26 protein-coding genes are annotated in these 23,338 nt (G+C 66.8%); 10 read left to right on the top strand and 16 right to left on the bottom strand.

The features are described 5' to 3' along the window. Positions 1 to 71: 71 nt before the first annotated feature. The 3 genes from ACV959_RS16730 to ACV959_RS16720 all read right to left on the bottom strand — a co-directional run bounded on the left by ACV959_RS16730 (position 72) and on the right by ACV959_RS16720 (position 1,631). A complete protein-coding gene (locus ACV959_RS16730) occupies positions 72 to 332 on the bottom strand; it encodes a hypothetical protein (RefSeq protein ID WP_475737677.1) in 261 nt (86 codons plus the stop codon). Continuing rightward, positions 329 to 934, bottom strand: coding sequence for an aminoacyl-tRNA hydrolase (gene pth, locus ACV959_RS16725; RefSeq protein WP_475737676.1), 606 nt, complete (start codon positions 932 to 934; stop codon positions 329 to 331). Before pth ends, ACV959_RS16730 begins: the two co-directional genes overlap by 4 nt. Positions 935 to 998: 64 nt before the next feature. Next, positions 999 to 1,631 (bottom strand): 50S ribosomal protein L25/general stress protein Ctc, encoded by a 633-nt coding sequence (locus ACV959_RS16720; RefSeq protein WP_475737675.1) that lies wholly within the window; start codon positions 1,629 to 1,631, stop codon positions 999 to 1,001. Positions 1,632 to 1,918: 287 nt separating this feature from the next. Here ACV959_RS16720 and ACV959_RS16715 point away from each other — a divergent pair, with 287 nt between their 5' ends. From ACV959_RS16715 to murA, 3 genes are all read left to right on the top strand, one after another. Next, a complete protein-coding gene (locus ACV959_RS16715) occupies positions 1,919 to 3,136 on the top strand; it encodes a beta-ketoacyl-[acyl-carrier-protein] synthase family protein (RefSeq protein ID WP_475737674.1) in 1,218 nt (405 codons plus the stop codon). Between the two features lie 74 nt (positions 3,137 to 3,210). Next, positions 3,211 to 3,405 (top strand): hypothetical protein, encoded by a 195-nt coding sequence (locus ACV959_RS16710; protein WP_475737673.1) that lies wholly within the window; start codon positions 3,211 to 3,213, stop codon positions 3,403 to 3,405. Continuing rightward, complete coding sequence (murA, locus tag ACV959_RS16705) at positions 3,405 to 4,700, top strand: UDP-N-acetylglucosamine 1-carboxyvinyltransferase (protein WP_475737672.1); 1,296 nt, start codon at positions 3,405 to 3,407, stop codon at positions 4,698 to 4,700. The genes ACV959_RS16710 and murA overlap by 1 nt, the downstream gene beginning before the upstream one ends. A gap of 3 nt (positions 4,701 to 4,703) precedes the next feature. On the opposite strand, the gene ACV959_RS16700 is transcribed toward murA, so the two are convergent. The 6 genes from ACV959_RS16700 to ACV959_RS16675 all read right to left on the bottom strand — a co-directional run bounded on the left by ACV959_RS16700 (position 4,704) and on the right by ACV959_RS16675 (position 9,425). Then, the gene (locus tag ACV959_RS16700; protein WP_475737671.1) at positions 4,704 to 5,924 is read right to left on the bottom strand and encodes an LL-diaminopimelate aminotransferase; all 1,221 of its coding nucleotides are present in this window, start codon (positions 5,922 to 5,924) and stop codon (positions 4,704 to 4,706) included. A 77-nt stretch (positions 5,925 to 6,001) separates the two neighbouring features. Further along, positions 6,002 to 6,310 (bottom strand): hypothetical protein, encoded by a 309-nt coding sequence (locus ACV959_RS16695; protein ID WP_475737670.1) that lies wholly within the window; start codon positions 6,308 to 6,310, stop codon positions 6,002 to 6,004. A 50-nt stretch (positions 6,311 to 6,360) separates the two neighbouring features. Next, entirely contained in the window at positions 6,361 to 7,371 is a 1,011-nt protein-coding gene (gene hemH / locus ACV959_RS16690) for a ferrochelatase (RefSeq protein ID WP_475737669.1), read from the bottom strand. Positions 7,372 to 7,535: 164 nt separating this feature from the next. Beyond that, positions 7,536 to 8,357, bottom strand: coding sequence for a 3-methyl-2-oxobutanoate hydroxymethyltransferase (gene panB, locus ACV959_RS16685; protein WP_475737668.1), 822 nt, complete (start codon positions 8,355 to 8,357; stop codon positions 7,536 to 7,538). A gap of 28 nt (positions 8,358 to 8,385) precedes the next feature. After that, a complete protein-coding gene (locus tag ACV959_RS16680) occupies positions 8,386 to 8,523 on the bottom strand; it encodes a hypothetical protein (RefSeq protein ID WP_475737667.1) in 138 nt (45 codons plus the stop codon). Positions 8,524 to 8,606: 83 nt separating this feature from the next. Further along, positions 8,607 to 9,425 (bottom strand): hypothetical protein, encoded by an 819-nt coding sequence (locus ACV959_RS16675; RefSeq protein ID WP_475737666.1) that lies wholly within the window; start codon positions 9,423 to 9,425, stop codon positions 8,607 to 8,609. Between the two features lie 352 nt (positions 9,426 to 9,777). Between ACV959_RS16675 and rpsF the strand changes: the two genes are divergently transcribed. Together rpsF and rpsR are read left to right on the top strand one after the other, a co-directional pair. Then, entirely contained in the window at positions 9,778 to 10,206 is a 429-nt protein-coding gene (rpsF, locus tag ACV959_RS16670) for a 30S ribosomal protein S6 (protein ID WP_475737665.1), read from the top strand. Further along, entirely contained in the window at positions 10,203 to 10,439 is a 237-nt protein-coding gene (gene rpsR, locus ACV959_RS16665) for a 30S ribosomal protein S18 (protein WP_457797938.1), read from the top strand. Before rpsF ends, rpsR begins: the two co-directional genes overlap by 4 nt. 99 nt (positions 10,440 to 10,538) lie before the next feature. Here rpsR and ACV959_RS16660 read toward each other — a convergent pair whose 3' ends face one another. Further along, positions 10,539 to 12,356, bottom strand: coding sequence for a glucan ABC transporter ATP-binding protein/ permease (locus ACV959_RS16660; RefSeq protein ID WP_475737664.1), 1,818 nt, complete (start codon positions 12,354 to 12,356; stop codon positions 10,539 to 10,541). A 151-nt stretch (positions 12,357 to 12,507) separates the two neighbouring features. Here ACV959_RS16660 and ACV959_RS16655 point away from each other — a divergent pair, with 151 nt between their 5' ends. After that, entirely contained in the window at positions 12,508 to 14,475 is a 1,968-nt protein-coding gene (locus tag ACV959_RS16655) for a putative bifunctional diguanylate cyclase/phosphodiesterase (protein WP_475737663.1), read from the top strand. A 12-nt stretch (positions 14,476 to 14,487) separates the two neighbouring features. Here ACV959_RS16655 and ACV959_RS16650 read toward each other — a convergent pair whose 3' ends face one another. The 5 genes from ACV959_RS16650 to ACV959_RS16630 form a co-directional block, all read right to left on the bottom strand. Further along, a complete protein-coding gene (locus tag ACV959_RS16650; RefSeq protein ID WP_475737662.1) occupies positions 14,488 to 14,790 on the bottom strand; it encodes an HPr family phosphocarrier protein in 303 nt (100 codons plus the stop codon). A gap of 7 nt (positions 14,791 to 14,797) precedes the next feature. Then, positions 14,798 to 15,199, bottom strand: coding sequence for a PTS sugar transporter subunit IIA (locus tag ACV959_RS16645; RefSeq protein WP_475737661.1), 402 nt, complete (start codon positions 15,197 to 15,199; stop codon positions 14,798 to 14,800). Between the two features lie 205 nt (positions 15,200 to 15,404). Beyond that, positions 15,405 to 15,869 (bottom strand): HPr kinase/phosphorylase, encoded by a 465-nt coding sequence (locus ACV959_RS16640; RefSeq protein WP_475737660.1) that lies wholly within the window; start codon positions 15,867 to 15,869, stop codon positions 15,405 to 15,407. Next, the gene (locus ACV959_RS16635; RefSeq protein ID WP_475737659.1) at positions 15,866 to 17,764 is read right to left on the bottom strand and encodes a stimulus-sensing domain-containing protein; all 1,899 of its coding nucleotides are present in this window, start codon (positions 17,762 to 17,764) and stop codon (positions 15,866 to 15,868) included. Before ACV959_RS16635 ends, ACV959_RS16640 begins: the two co-directional genes overlap by 4 nt. Before the next feature lie 18 nt (positions 17,765 to 17,782). Beyond that, positions 17,783 to 18,481: a response regulator gene (locus tag ACV959_RS16630; RefSeq protein ID WP_475737658.1), complete on the bottom strand. Its 699-nt coding sequence runs from the start codon at positions 18,479 to 18,481 to the stop codon at positions 17,783 to 17,785. Positions 18,482 to 18,789: 308 nt separating this feature from the next. On the opposite strand from ACV959_RS16630, the gene ACV959_RS16625 reads away from it, so the two are divergent. Next, a complete protein-coding gene (locus ACV959_RS16625) occupies positions 18,790 to 19,542 on the top strand; it encodes a HugZ family pyridoxamine 5'-phosphate oxidase (protein WP_475737657.1) in 753 nt (250 codons plus the stop codon). Positions 19,543 to 19,567: 25 nt separating this feature from the next. On the opposite strand, the gene ACV959_RS16620 is transcribed toward ACV959_RS16625, so the two are convergent. Continuing rightward, complete coding sequence (locus ACV959_RS16620) at positions 19,568 to 19,807, bottom strand: HP1242/YdcH family protein (protein WP_475737656.1); 240 nt, start codon at positions 19,805 to 19,807, stop codon at positions 19,568 to 19,570. Positions 19,808 to 20,339: 532 nt separating this feature from the next. Between ACV959_RS16620 and rpsL the strand changes: the two genes are divergently transcribed. The 3 genes from rpsL to fusA are packed head-to-tail and all read left to right on the top strand — an operon-like array spanning position 20,340 to position 23,306. After that, on the top strand, positions 20,340 to 20,711 hold the full coding sequence (rpsL, locus tag ACV959_RS16615) for a 30S ribosomal protein S12 (protein ID WP_026015930.1): 372 nt from the start codon (positions 20,340 to 20,342) through the stop codon (positions 20,709 to 20,711). A gap of 21 nt (positions 20,712 to 20,732) precedes the next feature. After that, complete coding sequence (rpsG, locus tag ACV959_RS16610; protein WP_475737655.1) at positions 20,733 to 21,203, top strand: 30S ribosomal protein S7; 471 nt, start codon at positions 20,733 to 20,735, stop codon at positions 21,201 to 21,203. A 27-nt stretch (positions 21,204 to 21,230) separates the two neighbouring features. Next, the gene (gene fusA / locus ACV959_RS16605) at positions 21,231 to 23,306 is read left to right on the top strand and encodes an elongation factor G (protein ID WP_475737654.1); all 2,076 of its coding nucleotides are present in this window, start codon (positions 21,231 to 21,233) and stop codon (positions 23,304 to 23,306) included. The last annotated feature ends 32 nt before the right edge of the window (positions 23,307 to 23,338 follow it).

Genomic DNA, 23,338 nt, shown 5'->3' with positions numbered 1-23,338 from the left:
CTCCCGAGCGACGCATTTCCCGATACGGTCCGGGCGCGGAACCCGTCTTGAAGCGGCCTTCCATCCCGAGTTTATTGGCCCTGCGGCGCAGCTTCCGGCGGCTCGAGGCATTTGGGCGCCGCCGGCGCGCAGGCGATCCCAGCCGTCGAGCAGGCGGGATCCTCGCCGTCCTGTTTCTGGCAGACGATGCAGGCGTCCGACCAGGCGCGGCAGTCGGGATGCGCCGCGCCATAGGCGGCGGCAGGGGCGTCGCCGGCTTCGCCCGACGGATCGCCGGCGGCGGCGGGACAGATGGGAAGGGCGGCGAGGAGCGCGACCGCGGCCGCCCTCATTTTTCGCCGACCCGTTTGACCTGGCCGAAGCCTTGCGCCTCCATTGCGAGATGCAGCTTGTTCTGCAGCCCGGCGTCGTCGCCCTTCGCGAGCAGCGCGGCGTTGTCGGCTATGGCGTCGCAGAGCGCCGCCACCCACGGCTCCTCGCTCTTGGCGAAATCGTTCAGCACATAGCCGTGCACGAGGGATTTATCGCCCGGATGGCCGATGCCCATGCGCACGCGCTTGTAGTCGTTGCCGACATGGGCGGTGATGGAGCGCAGGCCGTTGTGCCCGGCGACGCCGCCCCCGACCTTGATCCGGCATTTGGCGGGGGCGAGATCGAGTTCGTCGTGGAAAACGACGATGTCCCCCACGGGGATTTTGTGGAAACGCGCGGCCTCGCCGACCGACCGGCCGCTTTCGTTCATGTATGTCTGCGGCAGGAGCAGCAGGACTTTCTCGCCCGAGACGGCCCCTTCGCTCGCAAGGCCCTGGAAGCGCGCGCGGGCCGGGCCGAAACCGTGGCGGCGCGCGATGGCCTCAATCGCCATGAAGCCGATGTTGTGGCGGTTCTTTGCGTATTGCCGCCCCGGATTGCCGAGGCCGACGAAGAGCAGCATGGATGGATCCGAAAAGAAAATGGCCGGGAGAGCCCGGCCATTAACACAGGAAGCGGCGTCGCGCTTACTTCTTTCCGCCCTTGGCGGGGGGCGCCGCCGCGGCGGCCGCGGACGCTTCCTCGCCGCCGCCGCCAGCCGGGGGGTTGAGGCTCGCGACGGTGAAATTCTTGTCCGGATTGGTCGGCCGGCAGCCCTCGGGCAGCGGGATCTGCGAGATGTGCAGCGAATCGTTGAAGTCCATGCCCGCGAGGTCGGCGGTCACCGCCTCGGGAATGTTGTCGGCAGGCACTTTCATCTCGATCGTGTGGTAGACGATGTTGAGCGCGCCGCCCTTCTTGATGCCCGGAGCCTGTTCCTGATTGATGAAGTGCACGGGCACGTTCACCTTGAGGAAAGAGCCCGGCTTCAGGCGCAGGAAGTCGACGTGGATCGGGAAGTCGCGCACGACGTCGAGCTGGTAGTCGCGCGGAATGGCGCGCTCCTTCTTGCCGTCGATGTCGAGCTCGAAGATCGTCGTGAGGAAGTGGCCCGCGAAGATCAGCTGGGTCGTCACTTTCTTGTCGAGCGAAATCGGCAGGGGCGCTTCGCCGCCGCCATATACTACTGCTGGAATGCGGCCCTCACGGCGAACGCTGCGGGCGGCCCCCTTGCCGGTCCCGCTGCGCACCGTGGCCGCGAGCGTCTTCATCTCGGCCATTGTCGGTGTCCTTTTAGAAAAAGAAAAAGCGCCGCTCGCCTCCAGGGGTGTCGGAAACGCAGGCGCCGGGCGAAGCTTATAGGGGAGGGCGCCGTGAGAGGCAAGGCGGGCGCCTTGCGAAGGCGGCCGCCTCGCGACGCGGCGCCGCATTTCACAGAGAAGGTGGGCGTCTCTATAGTCCTCGCGCCTGCAAAGGTTGCGCGTCGGCGTTGCTTGCGTCAGGCAATCGGAAAGAACGGGCGAATCGCGCCCCGCCGCACAGCTTTGGCAATGGAGAGCAGGTCGTTATGGCGACAGATGTTTCGCGCCGCAGGGTCGTCATCACGGGCATGGGCGCGGTCTCCGCGGCGGGCGTCGGCGCGGCGGCGCTGTGGGCTGCGGCGAAAAACGGCGTTTCCTGCATCCGGCCGCTGACGCTCGCGCGCCCTTATCCCGGACGCATCAAGATCGCCGCGCAGGTTCCGGACTTCGATCCCTCGGCCCATATCGAGGCGGAACTGCTCCCTTATTGCGACCGCTTCACGCAATTCTCGATCGTCGCGGCCGACGAGGCGCTGGCGCAGGCGGGCTTTGCGCGCAAGGAGATCGGCGGGCCGCGCACGGCGGTCCTCATCGGCACCGGCATCGGCGGCGCCACGACGATCGACGACACGTCCTATGCGGAATATGCAGGGGGCGGCCGACCGGACACGCTCGCCGTGCCGCGCCTCATCCCCAGCGCCGCGCCGACGACGCTCGGCATGCGCTACGGCGCGAAGGGGCCGACCTTCGCGCTCGCCTCCGCTTGTTCCTCGGCGACGCAGGCGATCGGCGAGGCTTTCGAGATGCTGCGCGCGGGCCGCGCCGACCGCGCGGTGGCCGGCGGCGCGGAGGCCTGCGTGATCAACGGCTCAATGCGCGCCTGGGAGGCGCTGCGCGTTCTTACCCCCGACCTCTGCCGGCCCTTCTCCGCGAAGCGCAACGGCATGACACTGGGCGAGGGCGCGGCGGTCTTCGTTCTGGAGACGCTGGAGGCCGCGCAGGCGCGCGGCGCGACGCCGCTATGCGAACTCGCGGGCTATGGCACGACGAGCGACGCCTTCGATCCGCTGCGCGCCGACGTCGAGGGTCCGGCGCGCTGCATGCGCATGGCGCTCGAGAGCGCCGGGCTCGCGCCTGGCGACGTCGATTATCTGAACGCCCACGGCACGGCGACCTACGCCAACGACATCACGGAATCCGAGGCGATGCGCGCGGTCTTCGGCGACAGGCCGCCGCCGGTCTCCTCGACCAAGCCGATCCACGGCCATGCGCTCGGCGCCTCCGGCGGGCTGGAGCTCGCTGTGACCATCGCCGCCCTGCGCGACCAGATCGCGCCGCCGACGATCAATTTCGTCGAGCCCGATCCGAAATGCCCTGTCGACGCCATTCCAAACGAAGCGCGCAAGATGCCGATCCGCGTCGCGCTCTCCAATTCCTTCGCCTTCGGGGGCGTCAACGCGACGCTCGTGGCGAAGGCGCTCTGATCGGGCGGGCGCGCTTGCCACTCCTGCCGCGAAGGCCTAGGAAACGCCCGTTTTCCCGCAGGATCGACGATACGATGACGGAAGAAGGCGCGGAATCCGCCCCCGCCGCCCCAAAAGGGGCCGAATCGGGCGTGAAACCTGACGGCAAGGCCGCAGGCAAAAAGAACGCCGCGGCGCTTTCCGCCGCGTTGCGCGCCAATCTCGCGCGCCGCAAGGCCCGGGAGCGGGCGGTGCGGGCCGCCGCGCAGAAAAGCGAGAGCGAGGGATAATGGACAAGATCAGAGTCGTCGGCGGCGGACCGCTCAACGGCGTCATCCCCATTTCCGGCGCCAAGAACGCCGCCCTGCCGCTGATGATCGCCTCGCTCCTCACCAGGGAAACGCTGACGCTCGAAAACATGCCGCTGCTCGCGGATGTGACGCAGCTCGAACGGATCCTCGGCAATCACGGCGTCGATTTCACCATCTCCGGCAAGCGTAAGGGCGATTCCGAGAACGCCGGCCGCACGGTGCATTTCACCGCGCGGGAAATCGTCGACACGACGGCTCCCTATGAGCTGGTTTCGCGCATGCGCGCGAGCTTCTGGGTCTTCGCGCCGCTGCTGGCCCGCATGGGCGAATGCCGCGTGTCGCTGCCCGGCGGCTGCGCCATCGGCACGCGGCCGGTTGATCTTCTTCTGACGGCGCTCGAAAGGCTAGGCGCGAAGATCGAGATCGAGAACGGCTATGTCGTCGGCTCCGCGAAAGACGGACTCGTCGGCGGCGAGATCGATTTCGAGAAGGTCACCGTCGGCGGCACGCATACGGCCCTGATGGCGGCGACGCTCGCGCGGGGAACGACGGTGATCCGCAACGCCGCGCGCGAACCCGAAATCGTCGATCTCGCCGATTGTCTGACCAAGATGGGCGCGCGGATTTCCGGCGCGGGCACCTCCACCATCGAAATCGAGGGCGTGACGTCGCTCACCGGCGCGCGCCACGCCGTCATGCCGGACCGCATCGAGGCCGGCACTTACGCCATGGCCGTGGCGATGACGGGCGGCGACGTGCTGCTTTCCGGCGCCCGCGCCGACAGTCTGCAGGCCGCGCTCGACGCGCTGGAGCAGGCCGGCGCGACGGTCGCGGAGACCAACGAGGGTCTTCGCATCTACCGCAACGGAGCCGGCATTTCGCCGGTCGACGTGGAGACTGCGCCCTTCCCGGCTTTCCCCACCGACCTTCAGGCGCAGTTCATGGCGCTGATGACGCGGGCCAAGGGCGTCTCGCGCATTCGCGAGACGATCTTCGAGAACCGCTTCATGCATGTCCAGGAGCTTGCCCGCCTCGGCGCCCACATCAAGCTCGAGGGCGACACGGCGATCGTGACGGGCTCCGACCACCTCGACGGCGCGCCCGTGATGGCGACGGACCTTCGCGCCTCCGTCTCCCTCGTCATCGCGGCGCTCGCCGCGCGCGGAGAAACGACGATCAACCGCGTCTATCACCTCGACCGCGGCTTCGAGCGTCTGGAGAAGAAGCTCTCCGGCTGCGGCGCGCAGATCGAGCGCATCAGCGGGCAGGGGTAGCGCTCACCCCCGCGCCGCCAGCGGCACGACATTGTGCAGCTGCTGCTCCGCCGAATCGAAGAAACGGCGCAGATTGCGGGCCGCTTGCCGGATGCGCTGCTCGTTCTCGACGAGCGCGAGACGCACGAAGCCCTCGCCATGCTCGCCGAAGCCTTCGCCGGGCGCCACCGCCACGTCGGCCTTCTCGATGAGGAGCTTCGAGAATTCGAGCGTCGACATGTTGCGGAAGCGCTCGGGCGCGGGCGCCCAGGCGAACATGGAGGCTTCGGGCGCCGGGATCGGCCAGCCCGCCTGCGCGAAGCTCTCCACCATCACGTCGCGGCGCTTCTTGTAGATCGCGCGCATTTCGCGGACGCAGTCGTCCGGGCCGTTGAGCGCGGCGGCGGCCGCGACCTGAATCGGCGTGAAGGCGCCGTAGTCGAGATAGCTCTTCACGCGCGCCAGCGCCGCGCAGAGCCGCTCGTTGCCGACCGCGAAGCCCATGCGCCAGCCGGCCATGGAGAAGGTCTTGGACATGGAGGTGAATTCGACCGTCACGTCCATCGCGCCGGGCACCTGCAGGACGGAGGGCGGCGGAACCTTGTCGTCGAAGAAGACTTCGGCGTAGGCGAGATCGGAAAGAATGAAAATGTCGTGCTTCTTCGCGAAGGCGACGAGATCCTTGTAGAAGTCGAGCGAGGCGACTTCGGCCGTCGGATTGGACGGGTAGCAGACGACGACCGCGATGGGCTTGGGGATCGAATGGATCATCGCCCGCTCCAGCGCCGAGAAATAGGCTGGCGTCGGGGCGGAGGGCACGGAGCGGATGACGCCGCCCGCCATCAGGAAGCCGAAGGCGTGGATCGGATAGGAGGGGTTGGGGACGAGCACCACGTCGCCCGGCGCGGTGATCGCCTGCGCCATATTGGCGAAGCCTTCCTTGGAGCCGAGCGTCGCGACAACCTGCGTCTCGGGGTCGAGTTTCACGCCGAAGCGGCGGCCGTAATAGCCGGCCTGCGCCCGGCGCAGCCCCGCGATGCCCTTGGAGGCGGAATAGCGGTCGGTGCGCGGCTTGCCGGCGGTTTCGATCAGCTTGTCGACGACATGCTTGGGCGCGGGCAGGTCCGGGTTGCCCATGCCCAGGTCGATGATGTCGGCGCCCGCCGCGCGGGCTTTGGCCTTCAGGCGGTTCACCTGCTCGAAAACGTAGGGGGGCAGGCGCTTGATGCGATAGAAATCCGACATTGCTCGACCAGTTCCGATTCAGGAAGGCCAGGATTCTAGCGGTTCGCGCGCGCTTCGCCAAATTGCGCGCGGCGCCGTCAATCGGGAATCTTCACCCTAGCCGCGCGGCGCCTGTTCGCCGCGATGGCGCGGTCGAGCTCGGCGCCGAGGGCCTGCATCTCTGCGGGGGTTCTTTTCCGGCTCTTTTCGGGAGCCGGGACGAGCGGCGCGTAATCCAGCCCCTCGCGGCGGGAGTTCACGACGAAATCCGGGGCGGGGGGCGGCTGCTTGCGCAGGCCCAGCGCGTCGAACAGGCCGCCGATGGCCTGTCCGCCGGTCACGGGCGCCTCCTGCGCCATCGCCGCGCCGGCGAGAAGCAGGAGGGCGGAGCAGAGTGCGTTACGCAAGGACGTCATGACCCCATGGAACCCGCAAATTGCGGCGCGGGCAAGGAGGCTCAAACCCAGCCGGCGATCTCGCGCCGCGCCAGCGACTCGATGAGCGCCATGCCCTCCGCGCTGTCGTTGAGGCAGGGCAGGCGCGCGAATTTCTCGCCGCCCTTCTCGAGAAAGAGGTCGCGGATTTCGGCGCCGAGCTCCTCAATGGTTTCGAGGCAATCGGCCGAAAAGCCCGGCGCGACGATCGCGAGGCGCTTGACGCCCGAGCCCGCGAGCTCCTCCACCACGTCGCTCGTGTAGGGGCCGATCCACTGCGCCGGCCCGAAGCGGGACTGAAAGGAGAGGCGCAATTTCTCGGGCGACATGCCGAGCGCCTCGCGCAAAAGCCGCCACGTCTCCTCGCAGTGCTGGCGATAGGGATCGCCGCGATCGACCTGCGCCTGCGGCAGGCCGTGGAAGGAGGCGACGACGACTTCCGGCTCGAAATCGAGCGCGGCGAGTTCGCGCCTCACGCTCGCCGCGAGCGCGGAGATATAGGCCGGGTCGTCGTAATAGGGCGCGCCGATGCGCAGGGCCGGCTGCTTGCGCATGCGCTTCAGCGCGGCGAAAGCGTCGTCGGCGACGGAGGCGCTGGTCGAGGCGGCGTATTGCGGATAGAGCGGCAGCAGAACGATCCGCTCGCAGCCCTTCGCCATGAGCATGTTAATCTGCGCAGCGATCGAGGGAGATCCGTAGCGCAGCGCGTAATCGACGAGGACCGGCGCCTTGCCGCCGAGCGCGCCCGCCCACGCGGCAAGCTTTTCCGCCTGCCCGCGCGTAATCGTCTTGAGCGGTCCTTCCCCGATCTCGTGATTCCAGATCGAATCATAGGCGTGCGCGGATTTCTTCGGCCGCGTGTTGAGCACGATTCCATAGAGGATCGGCAGCCAGATGAAGCGCGGCAGGTCGACGACGCGGGGGTCCGAGAGGAATTGCGCGAGATAGCGGCGCACGGAGGCGACGTCCGGCGCGTCGGGCGTGCCGAGGTTGACGATGAGAAGGCCGACGGGCGTCTCGAGGGAGGGGGTCATTCTGCGCCTGTTCCGCGGGAGGGTCGTTTCGCCTGGGGCGAGAGGTTGCGCCCACATATAGACTTTTGCCGCAGCGGGAAACACCGCGCCGCCGCAGGCGTCTACGGCGAGCGAAAGAGCGGGGCGCCCGCAGCCGCCGGCGCGCCCGTTGCGGAGCGCTTCCGTCAGCGTCGGTTTCGCACGAGATTTTCGAAGGCCGCGCGTTCCTCTTCGGCCATGTGGAAAGCGTGTTCGGCCGCCGGAAAGGCGCCGGCGCGGACCTCGGCCGCATAGGCGCCGACGGCCTCCCGCAGCGCATCTGCGACGCGCCCGTAGCGCCGGTTGTGCTTGAAGTCGCGCGCCGTGATCCCGGCGAGATCGTTGACGACGAGCACCTGCCCGTCGGTGTCCGGCCCCGCGCCGATGCCGATGGTGGCGGCCCTCACCGCGCGCGTGATGCGGGCGGCGACTTCCTGCGGCACGAGTTCGAGCACGAGGAGCTTCTGGCCTGCGGCGTCGGCGGCCAGCGCGTCTTCGTAAAGCCTGAAGGCCGCCTGCGCCGTTTTGCCCTGCCGGCGCTTGACGTCCTGATGCTGGGATTCGAGCCCCAAATGTCCGCAGACGTCGAAGCCTTCCGCGACGAGCGCCGCGACCGCGTCGGGCTGCGCGCCCTCGAATTTGACGCAATCGGCGCCGGCGTCCCGCAGGACGCGCGCGCTCGCGCACGCCATCTCGGGCGTGTCGTAGGTCGCATAGGGCAGGTCGCCGATGAGATAGACGCCCGGCGCGCCGCGGCGCGCGGCGGCGATGTGATGCGCCATGTCGGCGAGCGTCACCTCGCGCTCGTGGGCGTAACCGAGAACGTTCACGCCCACGCTGTCGCCGACGAGAATGACGTCGACGCCCGCCTCGGCTTCGACGCGCGCCGTCGGCGCGTCATAGGCGGTCACGACGACGATCTTCTCGCCGCGGCGTTTCTTTTCGAGGAGCGAATCTGCCGTGGACACTCGAGGCTCCGGCTGGCGGTTTCCCGGATCAGCGCGCGGCGGCGTCCCGGCAGGCGTGCGGCTGGCCGGGCGCGCGAATTTCCTCGAAGCCGCCGCATTTGTCGCAGGCGGAGAGAATCAGCGTCAGCCCCGCGAGCCCGAAAAACAACGCCAGTCTGCGATTCATGCCGCTCCCCTTCGGGCGATTTGTGGCGGGACCATAGCCCCGCCCGGCGCCTGCGACAAGAATGGGCGCGGGCGGCCCGTCCGTCATGGGCCGTCGAGCAGACGGATGACGAGCGTCTTGCCCTGCATGCACTGGGCGTTGGGCTGCGGCTTGCTCGTCGGATATTTGCAGGCGCCCGAGGTGAACATGGGGAAGAAATAGGCCTGCAGGCAGCTCTGCGGCCCGCCAGCGCAAGTCGGCTCGTTGAAAACCGCCCCGCAGCGGGTCGGGTAACGGGCGCCGTGCGCGCCGATGGGGCCGACGGGGCCGCGGCAAGTGAAGGTCGGCGCGTCGGCGCAGGCCAGCTGGACAGGCACGTTGTAGGAGACGCCGCCGGCGTCCTTGCAGTTATCCGCCGCCCAGTCGCAATTCGTGCAGGTCTGGGGAATGACGCTGACGTCGTACCAGACGCAGCTCGACTGGGTCGCGGGATAGCAGCCGGCCCCGCTCGCGAAATTGGTCTCGATCATCGTCTGGTTGTGGCGCTGCGCCTCGAAACAGTCGGGCGTCCTGCCGGCGCGTTCCGGAGCGTCCGAGGCGCAGAATCGCGACACGCCCGCCGATATGGGCGCGAGGCCTTCGCAACGCTGTCCCGGCGCGAGCGCGATCTGGTGGTTTCGCACGGGACAGGCGGCCGACCAGCGGATCGGCCCGGGCTGGTGCGACTGCGTGGTAAAGGCGACATGGAGCGTGGAGGCGTTGAGGTTGACGACCAGCACCCGCACCAGCGACGGATCCGCGATGGTGGCGTTGTCCGCTTCGGCCGCCTGCGCCCGGGCGGGGCTCGCCGCGACGATCGCGAGGAGTGCGAAAAAAAGCGCCGCGCGCAGCTTGCTTGACAGCGTTGGAACGCGAAAACTCATCGCCGACCCCTCCCTCCAGAACGCGCCGCCCCGAACCGGCGTCCGGCCCGCGCTAGAGGATAATTCGACGAAATTGCTAAGATTTTTGCCCTGCTCGCCGCATCGGTCGCGTCGCGGCGGCCTTGCGCCCTTGCATCCTGACGAAAGCCGCGTATAAGGCGCGCATCGCGACGTTCCCGGCCGGGGGCTGAACGGAAGCGCTTGTCTTGCCGACAGGCGAGGGGCCCGCCCCGCCTTCCCGTGTCTCCGCCTTCGAACTCACTTCCTCTCGAGCCTTTCCCGGGATTCTTCCCCAGAAGCGCTCGAAGGGCTTGGCGCCGGAGCGGCTCGCGGCAAAGGAAAGGCGAAGCTCATGGCTCTTTACGAGCATGTCTATCTCGCCCGTCAGGACATTTCTCCCCAGCAGGTGGAAGCCCTGACCGGCCAGTTCAAGAACGTCGTCGCGTCTCTCGGCGGCACGGTGGCGAAGACCGAATATTGGGGCGTCAAATCGCTCGCCTATCGGATCAAGAAGAACCGGAAGGCGCATTTCACGCTCATGAACATCGACGCGCCGCCGGCGGCCATCGCCGAGCTTGAGCGTCAGCAGAGCATCAACGAAGACATTCTCCGGGTCCTGACGATCCGCGTCGAGGCGCTGGAGGAAGGCCCGTCCGCGCAGCTGCGCAAGCGCGACGACGACGAACGCGGCGAGCGCCGCGGACCCGGCGGCCCGCGCGGCGATCGCGGCGAGCGCCGCCCCCGTCGTGAAGAAGGCCGCGCTGAAGGAGAAGCCGAATGAGCGCCGCGCCCCGCCGTCCTTTCTTCCGTCGCCGCAAGTCCTGCCCCTTCTCCGGCGCCAATGCGCCGAAGATCGACTACAAGGACACGCGCCTGCTCTCGCGCTACATCTCGGAGCGCGGCAAGATCGTGCCCTCACGCATCACGGCCGTTTCGGCCAAGAAGCAGCGTGAACTGGCCCAGGCCATCAAGCGCGCCCGCTTCCTGGGCCTGCTGCCCTATGTGATCCGGTAAGAGATCCGCTTTTCGCAACCTTGGGCCGCGCTCCGATAGGGGCGCGGCGCTTTGCGCTTGCGGGTGGATGGCGGCGACGCGGATGAGTCGACGGCGTCGCTACCCCGCCCTCGCCTGCGGCGCCGTCGCCTCGTGCAACCCTTCCAGCCTCGCCGTCGGCTGGGGCGGCTCGGCCATGAATTGCGCGGCGGCGAGCGCGGCGAAGCGGCCGCCTTTTTCCACGAGCGCCTCGAAGGAGCCCATCTCGACGATCTCGCCCTGATCGAAGACGAGAATGACGTCGGCGTTGCGCACGGTGGCGAGGCGGTGGGCGATGACGAACGTCGTGCGCCCCCTGGTTGCGGCGTCCAGCGCCTTCTGGATCTGGCGCTCGGTCGTCGCGTCCAGCGCAGAGGTCGCCTCGTCGAAGACGAGGATCGGCGGGTTCTTCAGAAGCGCGCGCGCGATGGAGAGGCGCTGGCGCTCGCCGCCCGAGAGCGAGCGGCCGCGCTCGCCGATGCGGGTCTCCCGCCCGTCGCTCTGGCGCGAGACGAAATCGGAGGCCTGCGCCAGCTCCAGCGCGCGCCGGATCTCTTCCTCCGTCGCATCCGGGTTCCCGATGCGCAAATTCTCCTCGATCGTGCGGGCGAAGAGCATCGGTTCCTGAAAGACGACGCCAATGTTGCGCCTCAGCGACGCCAGCGTGAAGTCGCGAATGTCGGCGCCGTCGATCTTCACCGCGCCTTCGTCCGGGTCGAAGACGCGATGCAGAAGGCCGAGCGTCGTCGACTTGCCCGATCCCGTGGCGCCCACGAGCGCGACGGTCTGGCCGGGCTTCGCTGTGAAACTGACGTTTTTCACGGCCTTGCGGCGCCCGTCGTAGGAGAAGGTCACATTCTCGAAGGCGACCGCGCCGGCGAGACGCCCCGCGTCGCGCGCGCCGGGCCGGTCGGCCACCGCCGGCTGCGTGTCCAGAACCGCGAAAAATTCGCCGATCTTGGCGGACTGCTGAAAGAGGACGTTAACGAAGCCGACGACCTGTTCGAGGCGGCCGATGAGCATGGTTGCGAAATTCGTAAAGGTGACGATTTCGCCAACGCTCGCCATCCCCTTCAGATGCAGCCAGGTTCCGAGCAGGAAGATCGAGAGGATCGTCAGCGTCGCCGAGGCGCGGCTCGCGACAGCGACGAGGGCCCACCAGGAGAGCACCGGCATTTGCGCCGCGAGCAGGTCGTCGATGATGCGGTTGAGCGCGCGGGACTCGCTCTCGATGCGGGTAAAGCTTTGAACGACAGGAATATTCCCAAGCGTGTCGGAGGCGTGTTCGGCGAGCGAGGAATTGAAGCGCTCGACCTCGCCCTGCAAGTTTTCCGTGCGCCTCAGCACGAAACTGGTCGCGAGATAGAAGACGGCGACAAGGAGGATCAGCAACCCGCCGAGCCGCCAGTTGAGAAACAGCGTCGCCGGCAGAAGAATGAACAGCGCGACGAAGGAGGCGCAATTTTCCCGAAAAAAGGACAGCCACAGGCCGAACATGGCCGACGAGCCGTCGAGCATGGTCTTCAGCAGCCGCCCGGAATGCGCGCTGGCGTGAAACGTGAGGGGAAGATTAAGAACATGCTCGAAATAATCGGACATGACGGCAAGGCGTCGGCGATGCGCGAGCCGGTCGGCGTTGAGGCCGACAAGGATCGCGCCGCCGATCGAGAACAGGCCGAAGCCCGCCCAGGCCGAGAGCAGCGGCAGAAGGTCGCCCCAGCTTAGGGTCTGGTCCGGCGCCTGGGCCTGAGTCATGCGGTCGATGATGCGCCCGAAGAGAAGAGGTTCGGCGAATTGCGCGATGGCGAGCGACAGATTGGCGAAAGCCAGAATGACCGACAGCCGCGCCTGGGGGCGCAACTGGCCGAGGACGCGCGCATAAATCTTCAGGACCGACATCGTCTCGCCCGCTGGATGCCCCGCTTTCGCGCTTACCGCGGCGTTTCCTCGGGCGCAAGGGCCGGGCGCGCCTTCTTCCCCACATGGTCAGCGTGGCGCAGGCGCGAGCCGGTAGGGACGGAGGCCGCCGAAGCGTTCGGAGGTTGCCCCTATGTTTGACGCGCACTTGCCGGCCATCTGGTCTCGCGTGAAGCGGCTTAAGGACGCGTTCGCCTATCCCGCCGATCCCCAGACCGCCGCGCGATTGCAGCAGGAGCAGTTCGTCGCCGTCCGCCGGAACACGCCCGCCATGATGGCGGCCAATGTCTGCAACGCGCTGGTTCTCGTCGCGACGCTGATCGATACGCCGCTCGCCCCGCGCGTCCTTCTGTGGGCCAGCGCGGTTCTGTGCGTGTCGGGCTACATCTTTCTGCGCGCGCGGCGGCGCGACGGCGGCGTCCGCCGGGAGGCGCTCGAACCGACGAGCGTTTGCCGGCGGGCGCTGTTAAACGCTCTGATCCTCGGCGGGCTTTGGGGCGCCGTGCCGCCGCTGTTCTTCCTCGATGCGAGTCCCGGCGCGCGGCTCATGGTCATTTCGCTCACCGCCGGCATGTTGTTCGGCGGCGCTTTCGCGCTTTCTCGCGCGCCGCTCGCGGCAACGTTGTTCGCTGGCCTCATCACGTTGGCCGCGGTGGCGACGCTTTTGAGCAGCGGCGACTCGGATCTGTCGCGTATCGCTTTTGTCCTTGGCGTCTACGCCGCCGTGCTGTTGCGCAACGTCTTTATGGAGGCGGCGAGTTTCAGGGACCGCGTGCTGACCCAGATCGGGGTCGAGCGGGAGGCGCGGACCGATCCGCTCACCGGGCTCGCCAACCGTCTCGCCTTCACGGACGCGCTCGAACGCGAGATCGCGCGCGTGCGCCGCTATGGGGGCGGTTTCCTCCTTCTGTGCATCGACATCGACAATTTCAAGACGATCAACGATCGCTACGGCCATCCGGCGGGCGACGAGCTGCTGTCGCAGGCGGCGCGGCGCATGCGCGCCTCTTTGCGCACCTCGGATTTCATCGCCCGCCTTGGCGGCGACGAATTCGCCGTCATCGCGTCGGATGTCGTGACCCAGGACGCCGCGGAGGTGCTCTCGGAGCGGATCGTTTCCTGCTACGACGAGCCGTTCCTGCTCGAAGGCCGCGCCGTCAAGGGCGCGGCGAGCGTCGGCGGGGCGATGGCGGGCCGCGACACGGTCGATCAGCGCGAACTGTTCAAATGCGCGGACGTCGCGCTCTATCAGTCCAAACAGCGTGGCGGCGGCTGGAGCCTGTTTGGCGACGCGCGGGACGCCGCCGGGCCGGACGACAAGGCGTTCGAGCAGGATCTGCGGCGCGCGTTGGCGCTGGGCCAGTTCGAACTCTTGTTCCAGCCGGTCGCAAATCTGGAGAACGGCGAGATCGCCGGCTGCGAGGCGTTGCTTCGCTGGGCGCATCCGAACCGGGGAGAACTCGCGCCGCGCCAGTTCATGGCGCTCGCCGAGCGGCTCGGCCTCGCTCACGAGATCGGGAAATGGACGCTCGAACAGGCCGCCCTCGCGGCGGGGCGTCTGCCGTCGCGCCTGCGCGTCGCCGTCCGCGTGTCGACCAAGCAGCTCCGCCGGGCGGATTTCTGCGAAAGCCTGCTCGACGCCGTCGCCGGGGCGACGGCGTCGCCGGGGCGCATTGAGATCCTGGTCGCGGAACGGGCCCTCAGCGCGCCGCTGGAGGCGGCGGTGCTGGCTCTGTCGCGTGCGGGCTTTGGCGTTGCGCTCGACGGCTTCGGTTGCGATTCCGCGCTCAGATCTCTCAGGCGGCCGCCGCTCGACCGGATCGTCGTCGACGGCCCGCTCGTCCACGACGCGTCCGCCCGCAAGGATTGCGCCGCGATCGTCGGCGGATTGGCCCAGATGGCGAGGGAGCTGGGCGTCGGCGTCGTCGCGAGGGGAATCAAGACGACCGCACAATTGCAAAGGCTCCGGGAGCTTGGATGCGCGGAGGCCATGGGGGACGCCGTGGCCCCGCCGATGCCGCTCGCCGCTTTCGAGGCGTTCGTCTCGGCCTCGCGGCCCGGCTCCCTCGGGGAGCGGACGGCGCTCAGGACGCCCGCCTGAGCGGCGCGGCCGCTATTCCTCCTCGCCGAAGCGATTGGCGACGAGCGCCTCCAGCGCGTCGAGCGCTTCCTGGGCCTGCGGCCCGCTTGCCGTGACGGTGATCGTGGACCCTTGTCCGGCGCCGAGCGTCAAAATGCCCATGATCGAGCTGCCGCCCACGGTTTCGCCATCCTTGGCGACGGAAATCTCGGCGTCGAATTTCTCGCAGCACTGCACGAATTTCGCCGTCGCCCGGGCGTGGAGACCCTTCTTGTTGACGATCTTGAGGTCGCGGGAAACAGCGCTGTCGGACGCCCGCTCTTGCGCGTCGGTCATTGGAAAGTCACTTCGGGTTGAGCACTTTGCTCGCGATATAAACATATTTTCGGCCGGCGTCCTGCGCTTGCAGGACCGCCTGCTCGAGCGTGGCGGAGTCGCGAACCGAAGCGAGCTTGATCAGCATGGGCAGATTGACGCCGGCGACCACTTCGACATTGCCGCCGTTCATCGCGGAGATGGCGAGATTGGACGGCGTGCCGCCGAACATGTCGGTCAACAGCACGACGCCGTCGCCGCTGTCGGCCGCGTGAATGGCTTCGAGAATTTCCGCCCGGCGGCGCTCCATATCGTCCTCGGGACCAATGGAGATCGAGACGAGCTGTTTTTGCGGGCCCACCACATGCTCGAGCGCGGCGCGAAACTCCGTGGCGAGGTGGCCGTGGGTCACCAAGACCATTCCGATCATTCGACCCTACCACTCATGAAGACGTCTCGCGCTCTGCGAGGCCGGACGACGCCGTGCGATGTGACGACGTCGCGGCGCTCCCGCCCCCGGCCGGCAGCATATACGAGGACAGCCGCCACGCCCATAAACATTTTGTCCGGCCTTCGTCAGGGGCGACATTTTGTGCGTCGCCGCGAAATTGGCAAGCAAAAAGCGCGGCTGCGCGTCAAAATGTCTTAATCCCCTGTAGAAACAGTATGATTCTAGCCACTGACGCGGCATCTCCGCTCTCGACGAAGAGGCGGGGCAGGGCGATCCCCTGAATGACCGCACGCCGTTCATCGACATCAGGGTAACGCGGCGGGCGCTCTCCCGCCGCACAAATATCGACAATCGCATGCAGAACGCAGACAGGCTCGAAGGCGACCGCCGCGAGGCCAAGGCCCCGCGCCTCGATCAGTCCGGCGATGCTCGGATGCGGACGGGCGAGAAGCCGGCCGTTTCTGATTTCGAGTCCGACGCGGTCGTCGCCGACGAGACGCGCGAACGCGCCGTGCGCCTGCGTATGGGAAATCAGCGCGAGGGCGAGGGCGCTCTTGCCCGATCCGGAAGCGCCGCGGAGGAGGAGGCCGGTTTCTCCCACCGCCAGCGCCGTCGCGTGAACGAAAACGGCGTCCGCGGCTGCGGTCATCGCGCCGCCGGGAGCCAGACCACGAAGCGGGCGCCGAGCGTCCGGTCTCCCGGCTCGGGCTCGTCGGTGCCCTGCGGGTGGGCGACGGTCCGGTTGAGGGCGCGGATGCGCCCGCCATGCGCCTCGATGATCTGGCGCGAGATGGACAGGCCGAGGCCGGAATTCTGTCCGAAGCCCTGTTCGGGACGGTCGGTGTAGAAGCGCTCGAAAATGCGCTCGAAGGCGCCCTCCGGAATGCCGGGCCCGTCGTCGTCGACGATGATCTCGTAGCCATCGAGCGGAACGCCGCCCGGCCCCTTGGCGCGTTCCGGCCACAGCGACACGCGCACGCTGCCGCCCGGTTCGGAGAAAGAGCGGGCGTTGTCGATCAGATTGTTGAACACCTGTCCCAGTCGGGAATCGTGGCCGCGCACGCGCCAGTGGTTGCGCGCCGCTTCGTTCGGTCCGGGGCGGATCGTCAGGGCGACCGTGACGCCGTCGCCGCGGTCAACCGCGCGGGCGACGTCGACGACGGTGACGAGCGCTTTCGAGAGGTCCACGTCGCCCATGTCGGCGCGCGCGAGCTCGGCGTCGAGCCGCGAGGCGTCTGAAATGTCGCTGATGAGCCGGTCAAGGCGGCCCACGTCGTGCTTGATGATGGCGAGCAGCCGGTCGCGCGCCGAATCGGTCCTGGCGATCGGCAGCGTTTCGACGGCGCTGCGCAGAGAGGTCAGTGGATTCTTCAGCTCGTGGGCGACGTCGGCGGCGAAATGTTCGATGGCCTCGATGCGGTTGTAGAGCGCCGTCGTCATGTCGCGCAACGCGCCGGACAGATGGCCGATCTCGTCCTGACGATCGGAGAAATCCGGAATTTCCTGGCGCGACTTGGCGCCGCGCCGTACGCGCTCGGCGGCTTCAGCGAGCCGGCGCATGGGCTCGGTGATGGTGTTGGTGAAGAAGAGCGAGAGCAGCAGCATCACGCCCGCCGAGACGAGGAAGATGCGGATGATGCCCCAGCGCTCCGTGGCGATGATGGCGTCGATGTCGCCGCCCATGGTGGAGAGAAGCAGCGCGCCGCGCACGGAGCGGAACCGCTGCACCGGCACGGCGACGGAAATGATCGTTTCGCCCTTGGCGTTGGCGCGGACCACGGCGTGGGCGCGGCCCTCGAGCGCGCTCCCTACCTCCGGATAGTTCTTCCCGTTCGCCATGCCGATATCCTCGTAGAGCGGCAATTCCGGGCGCCGGGTCAGTCGGCGCAGCAAGTCGAGGACATGCTGCAGAAAGGACGAGGCGTCGATCCTCGTCGGCTCTCGGCCCGCCGGCGGCAGGTCGAAGCGCAGAATGTTGGATCGGCCGGAGACTGAGCGCGAATCGAGCAAAAGATAGCCGTCGCGGTCGTAGATGCGCGCGCGCAGCCGCGTCGGCGACACGAGCCGGCGCAACAGCGGCCCGATGCGCTCCGGATTGAGCGAGAACTCGATCGCCGGCTGGTCTTCCGAGGGGCTCGCGCTTTCGCCGGGGGCGAGCTTGAGGAGCTTCTCGGGATCGATGGTGATGGCGTCGGTGTCGACCGTCGCCGAGGCGGCGATGGCTGCGGCGATGATTTCGCCCTGAGTCTGGAGGCTCTGGACGCGGGCGTCGATTAGGCCTTCGCGAAACTGGTTGAGGTAAAGAAAGCCGCCGAGCAGCGCGACGAGTCCGCCGAGGTTGAGAACCACGATGCGGCGCGTCAGCGACGACGAGAAATGTGACTGAATGGCGCGCGACAAACGCCGCAGGCGGATGGACAGGGTGCGGGCGCGACGCGTCGTCGACCTCGGCGCATCCGCCGTTCGCACGTGAGCGACGGCGGGCGCAGGAGTCGGCGACGCCTTCTCCGCCGCTGCAATCTCTCCGGGCTCGGATGCGCTCATGCCCCGCGCGTCTCGCCCTTACATTTCCTTGAAGCGGTAGCCGACGCCATACAACGTCTCGATCATCTCGAAATCGGGATCGACCACCTTGAACTTCTTGCGCAGCCGTTTGATGTGGCTGTCGATCGTGCGGTCGTCCACATAGACTTGGTCGTCATAGGCGGCGTCCATCAGCGCGTTGCGGCTCTTCACCACGCCGGGACGCTGGGCGAGCGACTGGAGAATCAGAAATTCCGTGACGGTGAGTGTGACCGGATCGCCGCGCCAGGTGCAGGTGTGGCGCTCGGGGTCCATCACCAGCGCGCCGCGCTCCAGAACCTTCGCCTCGGTTTCTTTTTGCGCCGCCGCCTCCTTGGGATTGGCCCGGCGCAGGATTGCCTTCACGCGCTCGACGAGGAGGCGCTGGGAAAAGGGTTTGTGGATGAAGTCGTCGGCGCCCATTTTGAGGCCGAAGAGTTCGTCGATTTCCTCGTCCTTGGAGGTGAGGAAAATAACTGGAAGGTCGGATTTCTGCCGCAGACGCCGCAGAAGCTCCATGCCGTCCATGCGCGGCATCTTGATGTCGAAGATCGCGAGATCGGGCGGATTGGCGCGCAGACCGTCCAGCGCCTGGGCGCCGTCCGTGTAGGTCTGCACGCGATAGCCCTCGCCCTCGAGCGCGATGGAGACCGAGGTCAGGATGTTGCGATCGTCGTCGACGAGAGCGATGGTCGGCATGATCGTCCTTTGCTGTTGGCGGCGACGGGCGCTTAAGGCGACGCACGGAACCCGATCCGCGGACACGCTGGTCCCGCGCCGCATGCGGCGCCGCGCCGGTCGATGTCGCCCGGCGACTCGCAGGCGTTTGGCGGCCTGGACAAAGTCCGGGCCCATCGCGGCTGAAATGTGGCCTTACAGACGGCCAGAAACGCCCGATGCTCACAAGGGAGGCGCCGATGGCCGCGACAGCCTCCCGCCCCTTATATACATTTCTGGCCGCCAAAGCGACTCTGGCGTTTTTCTGAATTAGGAAAGCAGGCGAAATCATGACGATAACAAAAGAAGGCGCGCCGCCGCGCGATCCGCGGCAAGATCCGGGCTTCGATCCGGTGGCCGAGTCAAAGCGCCTTCTGCGCGCGATCCGCACCGCCACGCTCGCGACGTTGACCGAAACCGGGGCGCCGTTTGCGACCTTGACCGCGATCGCCACGGATTATGACGGAACCCCCATCCTTCTTCTGTCCAAACTGGCCCATCACACCGGCAATCTCGAGCGGGACGGCCGTTGTTCGCTGCTCCTCGCGCAGGGCGGGCGCGGCGACCCGATGGCCCATCCGCGACTGACGCTCGTCGCGCGCGCGGCACGCACGCAAAGCCCGCAGGCGCGCGCGCGTTTTCTGCGGCGAAATCCCAAGGCGCAGCTCTATGCGGATTTTCCCGATTTCTCCTTCTGGCGGACGGAGATCGAGGCCGTGCATCTCAACGGCGGCTTCGCCCGCGCGGCGGATTTCGGGCCGGCCGCGCTGCTCACGGACGTCGCCGGCGCGGCGGCGCTGATCGCCGCGGAGAGCGACATTCTCGACCATATGAACGCCGACCACGCCGACGCCCTGGCCCTGTATGCGGAAAAAATCGCCGGCGCGGCCCCCGGTCAATGGCGGGCGAGCGGAATAGACCCGGAGGGAATCGACCTCGTCGCGGGCGACGCCACGGCGCGGGTGACGTTTCCGAAAGTCATTCGCACGCCGGCCGAATCGCGGGAGGTTCTCGTCGAACTCGCGCGCCTCGCCCGCGCCTGAGCGCGGGGAGCGCGCGGGCGCGACGTCAAACCGCGGCGAGGAAGGTCGCGATCTCGTCCTTGAGGGAGAGGCGCTTCTTCTTCAATTCCTCGATCGTCGCGTCGTCGGCGGGTTCGACGTTCGTTTCCATTCGATGGATCGAGCGGTTGAGCACATGATATTCTTCTGCGATGCGCGCAAAATGGGCGTTGTTGGTCTTCAGCGCGTGGATCGCGGCGGCCTTCTCGGGGAACTCTTCGTGCAGTTCATGCGCAACATGGCTCATTTTTTTCTCCGAACCCTCTTCTTCGGTTTCATTCGTCGAGGCGTCCCGCCCGAAGCGGGGCCATCGGGATCATATTACCCGCGGCGGCAAGCGGCGGCATCGCTTTGCGATGCGGCCTTCCGTCGCGCGATCGTCGTGGCGCGCGACATCGGGGCGAATTTTCGCGTCGGCGTGGATTTTATCGCCTCCGGGTCGAATCTTCGCTTGACGCGCCGTTAAGCCGCGATTAGGTTCCGCCCACTTTCGACAGGCCGTAAGTTCACGCCGTCGGCGAGCGCCGCGCTCTCGACCCTTCGAACTTATACGCTGTCGCCTTGCCTGTGACCGCCAAGTCAGTTTGGTAATCAACCTGTCGCCTAGCGGCGACGGACAGGAAGGCACGACCCTGGCATTTTCCGGGGTCCTCTGCGTCAGGAGCGCCTTGGCCTTCCGGCCATCGGCGCTTCGCTCGTTTGCGCGTCTTTGAGGATGCGCCGGCGGGTCCACCCGAACATCCGCCATTCGCGAGTTGAGCGAAGCGAAGGACTATTTGATGCCGACGATCAGCCAGTTGATCCGCAAGCCGCGTCACCCGAAGACGTATCGCGAGAAGGCCCGCCATCTCGGCGCCTGCCCGCAGAAGCGCGGCGTGTGCACGCGCGTCTATACGACGACCCCGAAGAAGCCGAACTCCGCGCTTCGCAAGGTCGCCAAGGTGCGCCTGACCAACGGCTTCGAGGTCATCGGCTACATTCCGGGCGAAGGCCACAATCTTCAGGAGCACTCCGTGGTGATGATCCGCGGCGGCCGCGTGAAGGACCTTCCGGGCGTCCGTTATCACATTCTGCGCGGCGTGCTCGACACGCAGGGCGTCAAGGACCGCAAGCAGCGCCGTTCGAAATACGGCGCGAAGCGTCCGAAGTAATCCGGCCAGAGGAAGACACCAATGTCGAGACGTCACCGGGCTGAGAAGCGCGAGGTTATCGAGGACGCCAAGTATGGCGACGTCGTTCTCGCGAAGTTCATGAACTCCATCATGTACGACGGCAAGAAGTCCGTCGCCGAAGCGATCGTCTATGGCGCGCTCGACCAGGTCGAGTCCAAGGCCAAGAGCGATCCGCTCGCGATTTTCAAGCAGGCGCTGGACAATGTCGCGCCGGCCATCGAGGTGCGATCCCGCCGCGTCGGCGGCGCCACTTATCAGGTGCCGGTCGAGGTGCGCAACGAGCGCCGTCAGGCGCTGGCGATCCGCTGGATCATCTCCGCCGCCCGCGCGCGCAACGACAAGACCATGGTCGACCGGTTGTCCGCCGAGTTGCTCGACGCGTCCAACAATCGCGGCGCCGCCGTGAAGAAGCGCGAAGACACGCACCGCATGGCGGAAGCCAACCGCGCCTTCTCGCATTATCGCTGGTAAGCCGAAGCTCTCTACGAGGACATACCCATGCCCCGCTCGCATCCGATCGAGGATTATCGCAACTTCGGCATCATGGCCCACATCGACGCGGGCAAGACGACGACGACGGAGCGCATCCTCTATTACTCCGGCAAGAGCCATAAAATCGGCGAGGTGCACGAAGGCGCCGCGACGATGGACTGGATGGAGCAGGAGCAGGAGCGCGGCATCACCATCACGTCGGCCGCGACCACGACCTTCTGGAACGGCAAGCGCCTCAACATCATCGACACGCCTGGCCACGTCGACTTCACCATCGAAGTCGAGCGTTCGCTGCGCGTTCTCGACGGCGCGGTCTGCGTTCTCGACGGCAATCAGGGCGTCGAGCCGCAGACGGAGACCGTTTGGCGTCAGGCCGACAAGTACAAGGTGCCGCGCATCGTCTTCGTCAACAAGATGGACAAGATCGGCGCCGATTTCTATCGCTGCGCGGAAGAGATCAAGACCCGCGTCGGCGGCCGGCCCGTCTGCGTGCAGCTCCCGATCGGCTCGGAGAACAACTTCAAGGGCGTGGTGGACCTGATCCGCATGAAGGCGGTCGTCTGGGAGGACGAGGGCCTTGGCGCGAAATATCACGACGAAGAGATTCCGGCCGACCTGCTCGACAAGGCCAAGGAATATCGCACGGCGCTGATCGAGGCGGCTGTCGAGCTCGACGACGACGCTATGGCTGCCTATCTCGACGGCAACGAGCCGGACGAGGCGACGCTGAAGGCCCTCATCCGCAAGGCGGTGCGCGGCATCGTCTTCCATCCTGTCTTCTGCGGTTCGGCGTTCAAGAACAAGGGCGTGCAGCCTCTGCTCGACGCCGTCGTCGACTTCCTGCCCTCGCCGGTCGATCGCGAGGCCATCAAGGGCGTCGACATGGATACGGGCGCCGAGATCGTTCGCAATCCGTCGGACTCCGAGCCTTTCTCCATGCTCGCCTTCAAAATCATGGACGACCCCTTCGTCGGCACCATCACCTTCGCGCGCGTCTATTCGGGGAAGATCGAGTCGGGCACGACCGTTCTCAACTCCACGAAGGACAAGAAGGAGCGCATCGGCCGCATGCTGCTGATGCACGCCAATAACCGCGAGGACATCAAGGAAGCCTTTGCGGGCGACATCGTCGCGCTCGCCGGCCTCAAAGAAACCCGCACGGGCGACACGCTCTGCGATCAACAGAAGCCGGTCATTCTGGAGCGCATGGAGTTCCCCGAGCCGGTCATCGAGATCGCGATCGAGCCGAAGTCCAAGGCCGATCAGGAAAAGCTCGGCGTCGCGTTGCAGAAGCTCGCGGCGGAGGATCCGTCCTTCCGCGTGTCGACTGACCAGGAGAGCGGCCAGACCATCCTCAAGGGCATGGGTGAACTGCATCTCGACATCAAGGTCGACATTCTGAAGCGCACCTACAAGGTCGACGCCAATATCGGCGCGCCGCAGGTCGCCTATCGCGAGAGGCTCGGCAAGAAGATAGAGATCGACTACACGCACAAGAAACAGACCGGCGGCACCGGCCAGTTCGCGCGCGTCAAGATCATCTACGAGCCGAATGAACCTGGCGCGGGCAATGTCTTCGAGAGCCAGATCGTCGGCGGCGCCGTGCCGAAGGAATACATCCCCGGCGTGCAGAAGGGCATTGAGTCGGTCACGTCTTCGGGGGTTCTCGCTGGCTTCCCGGTCGTCGACCTTAAGGCGACGCTGATCGACGGCGCCTTTCACGACGTCGACTCGTCGGTGCTGGCCTTCGAAATCGCGACCCGCGCGGCGACGCGCGAGGCGCTTCAGAAGGGCGGCTCGGTGCTGCTTGAGCCAATCATGAAGGTCGAGGTGGTGACTCCGGAGGAATATACCGGCACGGTCATCGGCGACCTTAACTCGCGTCGTGGTCAGATCCAGGGTCAGGACATGCGCGCCAACGCCGTGGTCATCAACGCCATGGTGCCGCTCGCGAACATGTTCGGCTACGTCAACAATCTGCGCTCCGGCACGCAGGGCCGCGCGAGCTACACGATGCAGTTCGATCACTATGAACAGGTGCCCGAGGCCGAGTCGAAGAAGGTGCAGGCGAAATACGCCTGATCTCAAGGACGCTACGGGTAAACGGAACTCTC

The sequence above is a fragment of the Methylocystis sp. Se48 genome (assembly GCF_056269425.1).
Note: the sequence above shows the minus strand (reverse complement) of the source record. Positions and strands in the feature narration are given on the sequence as shown.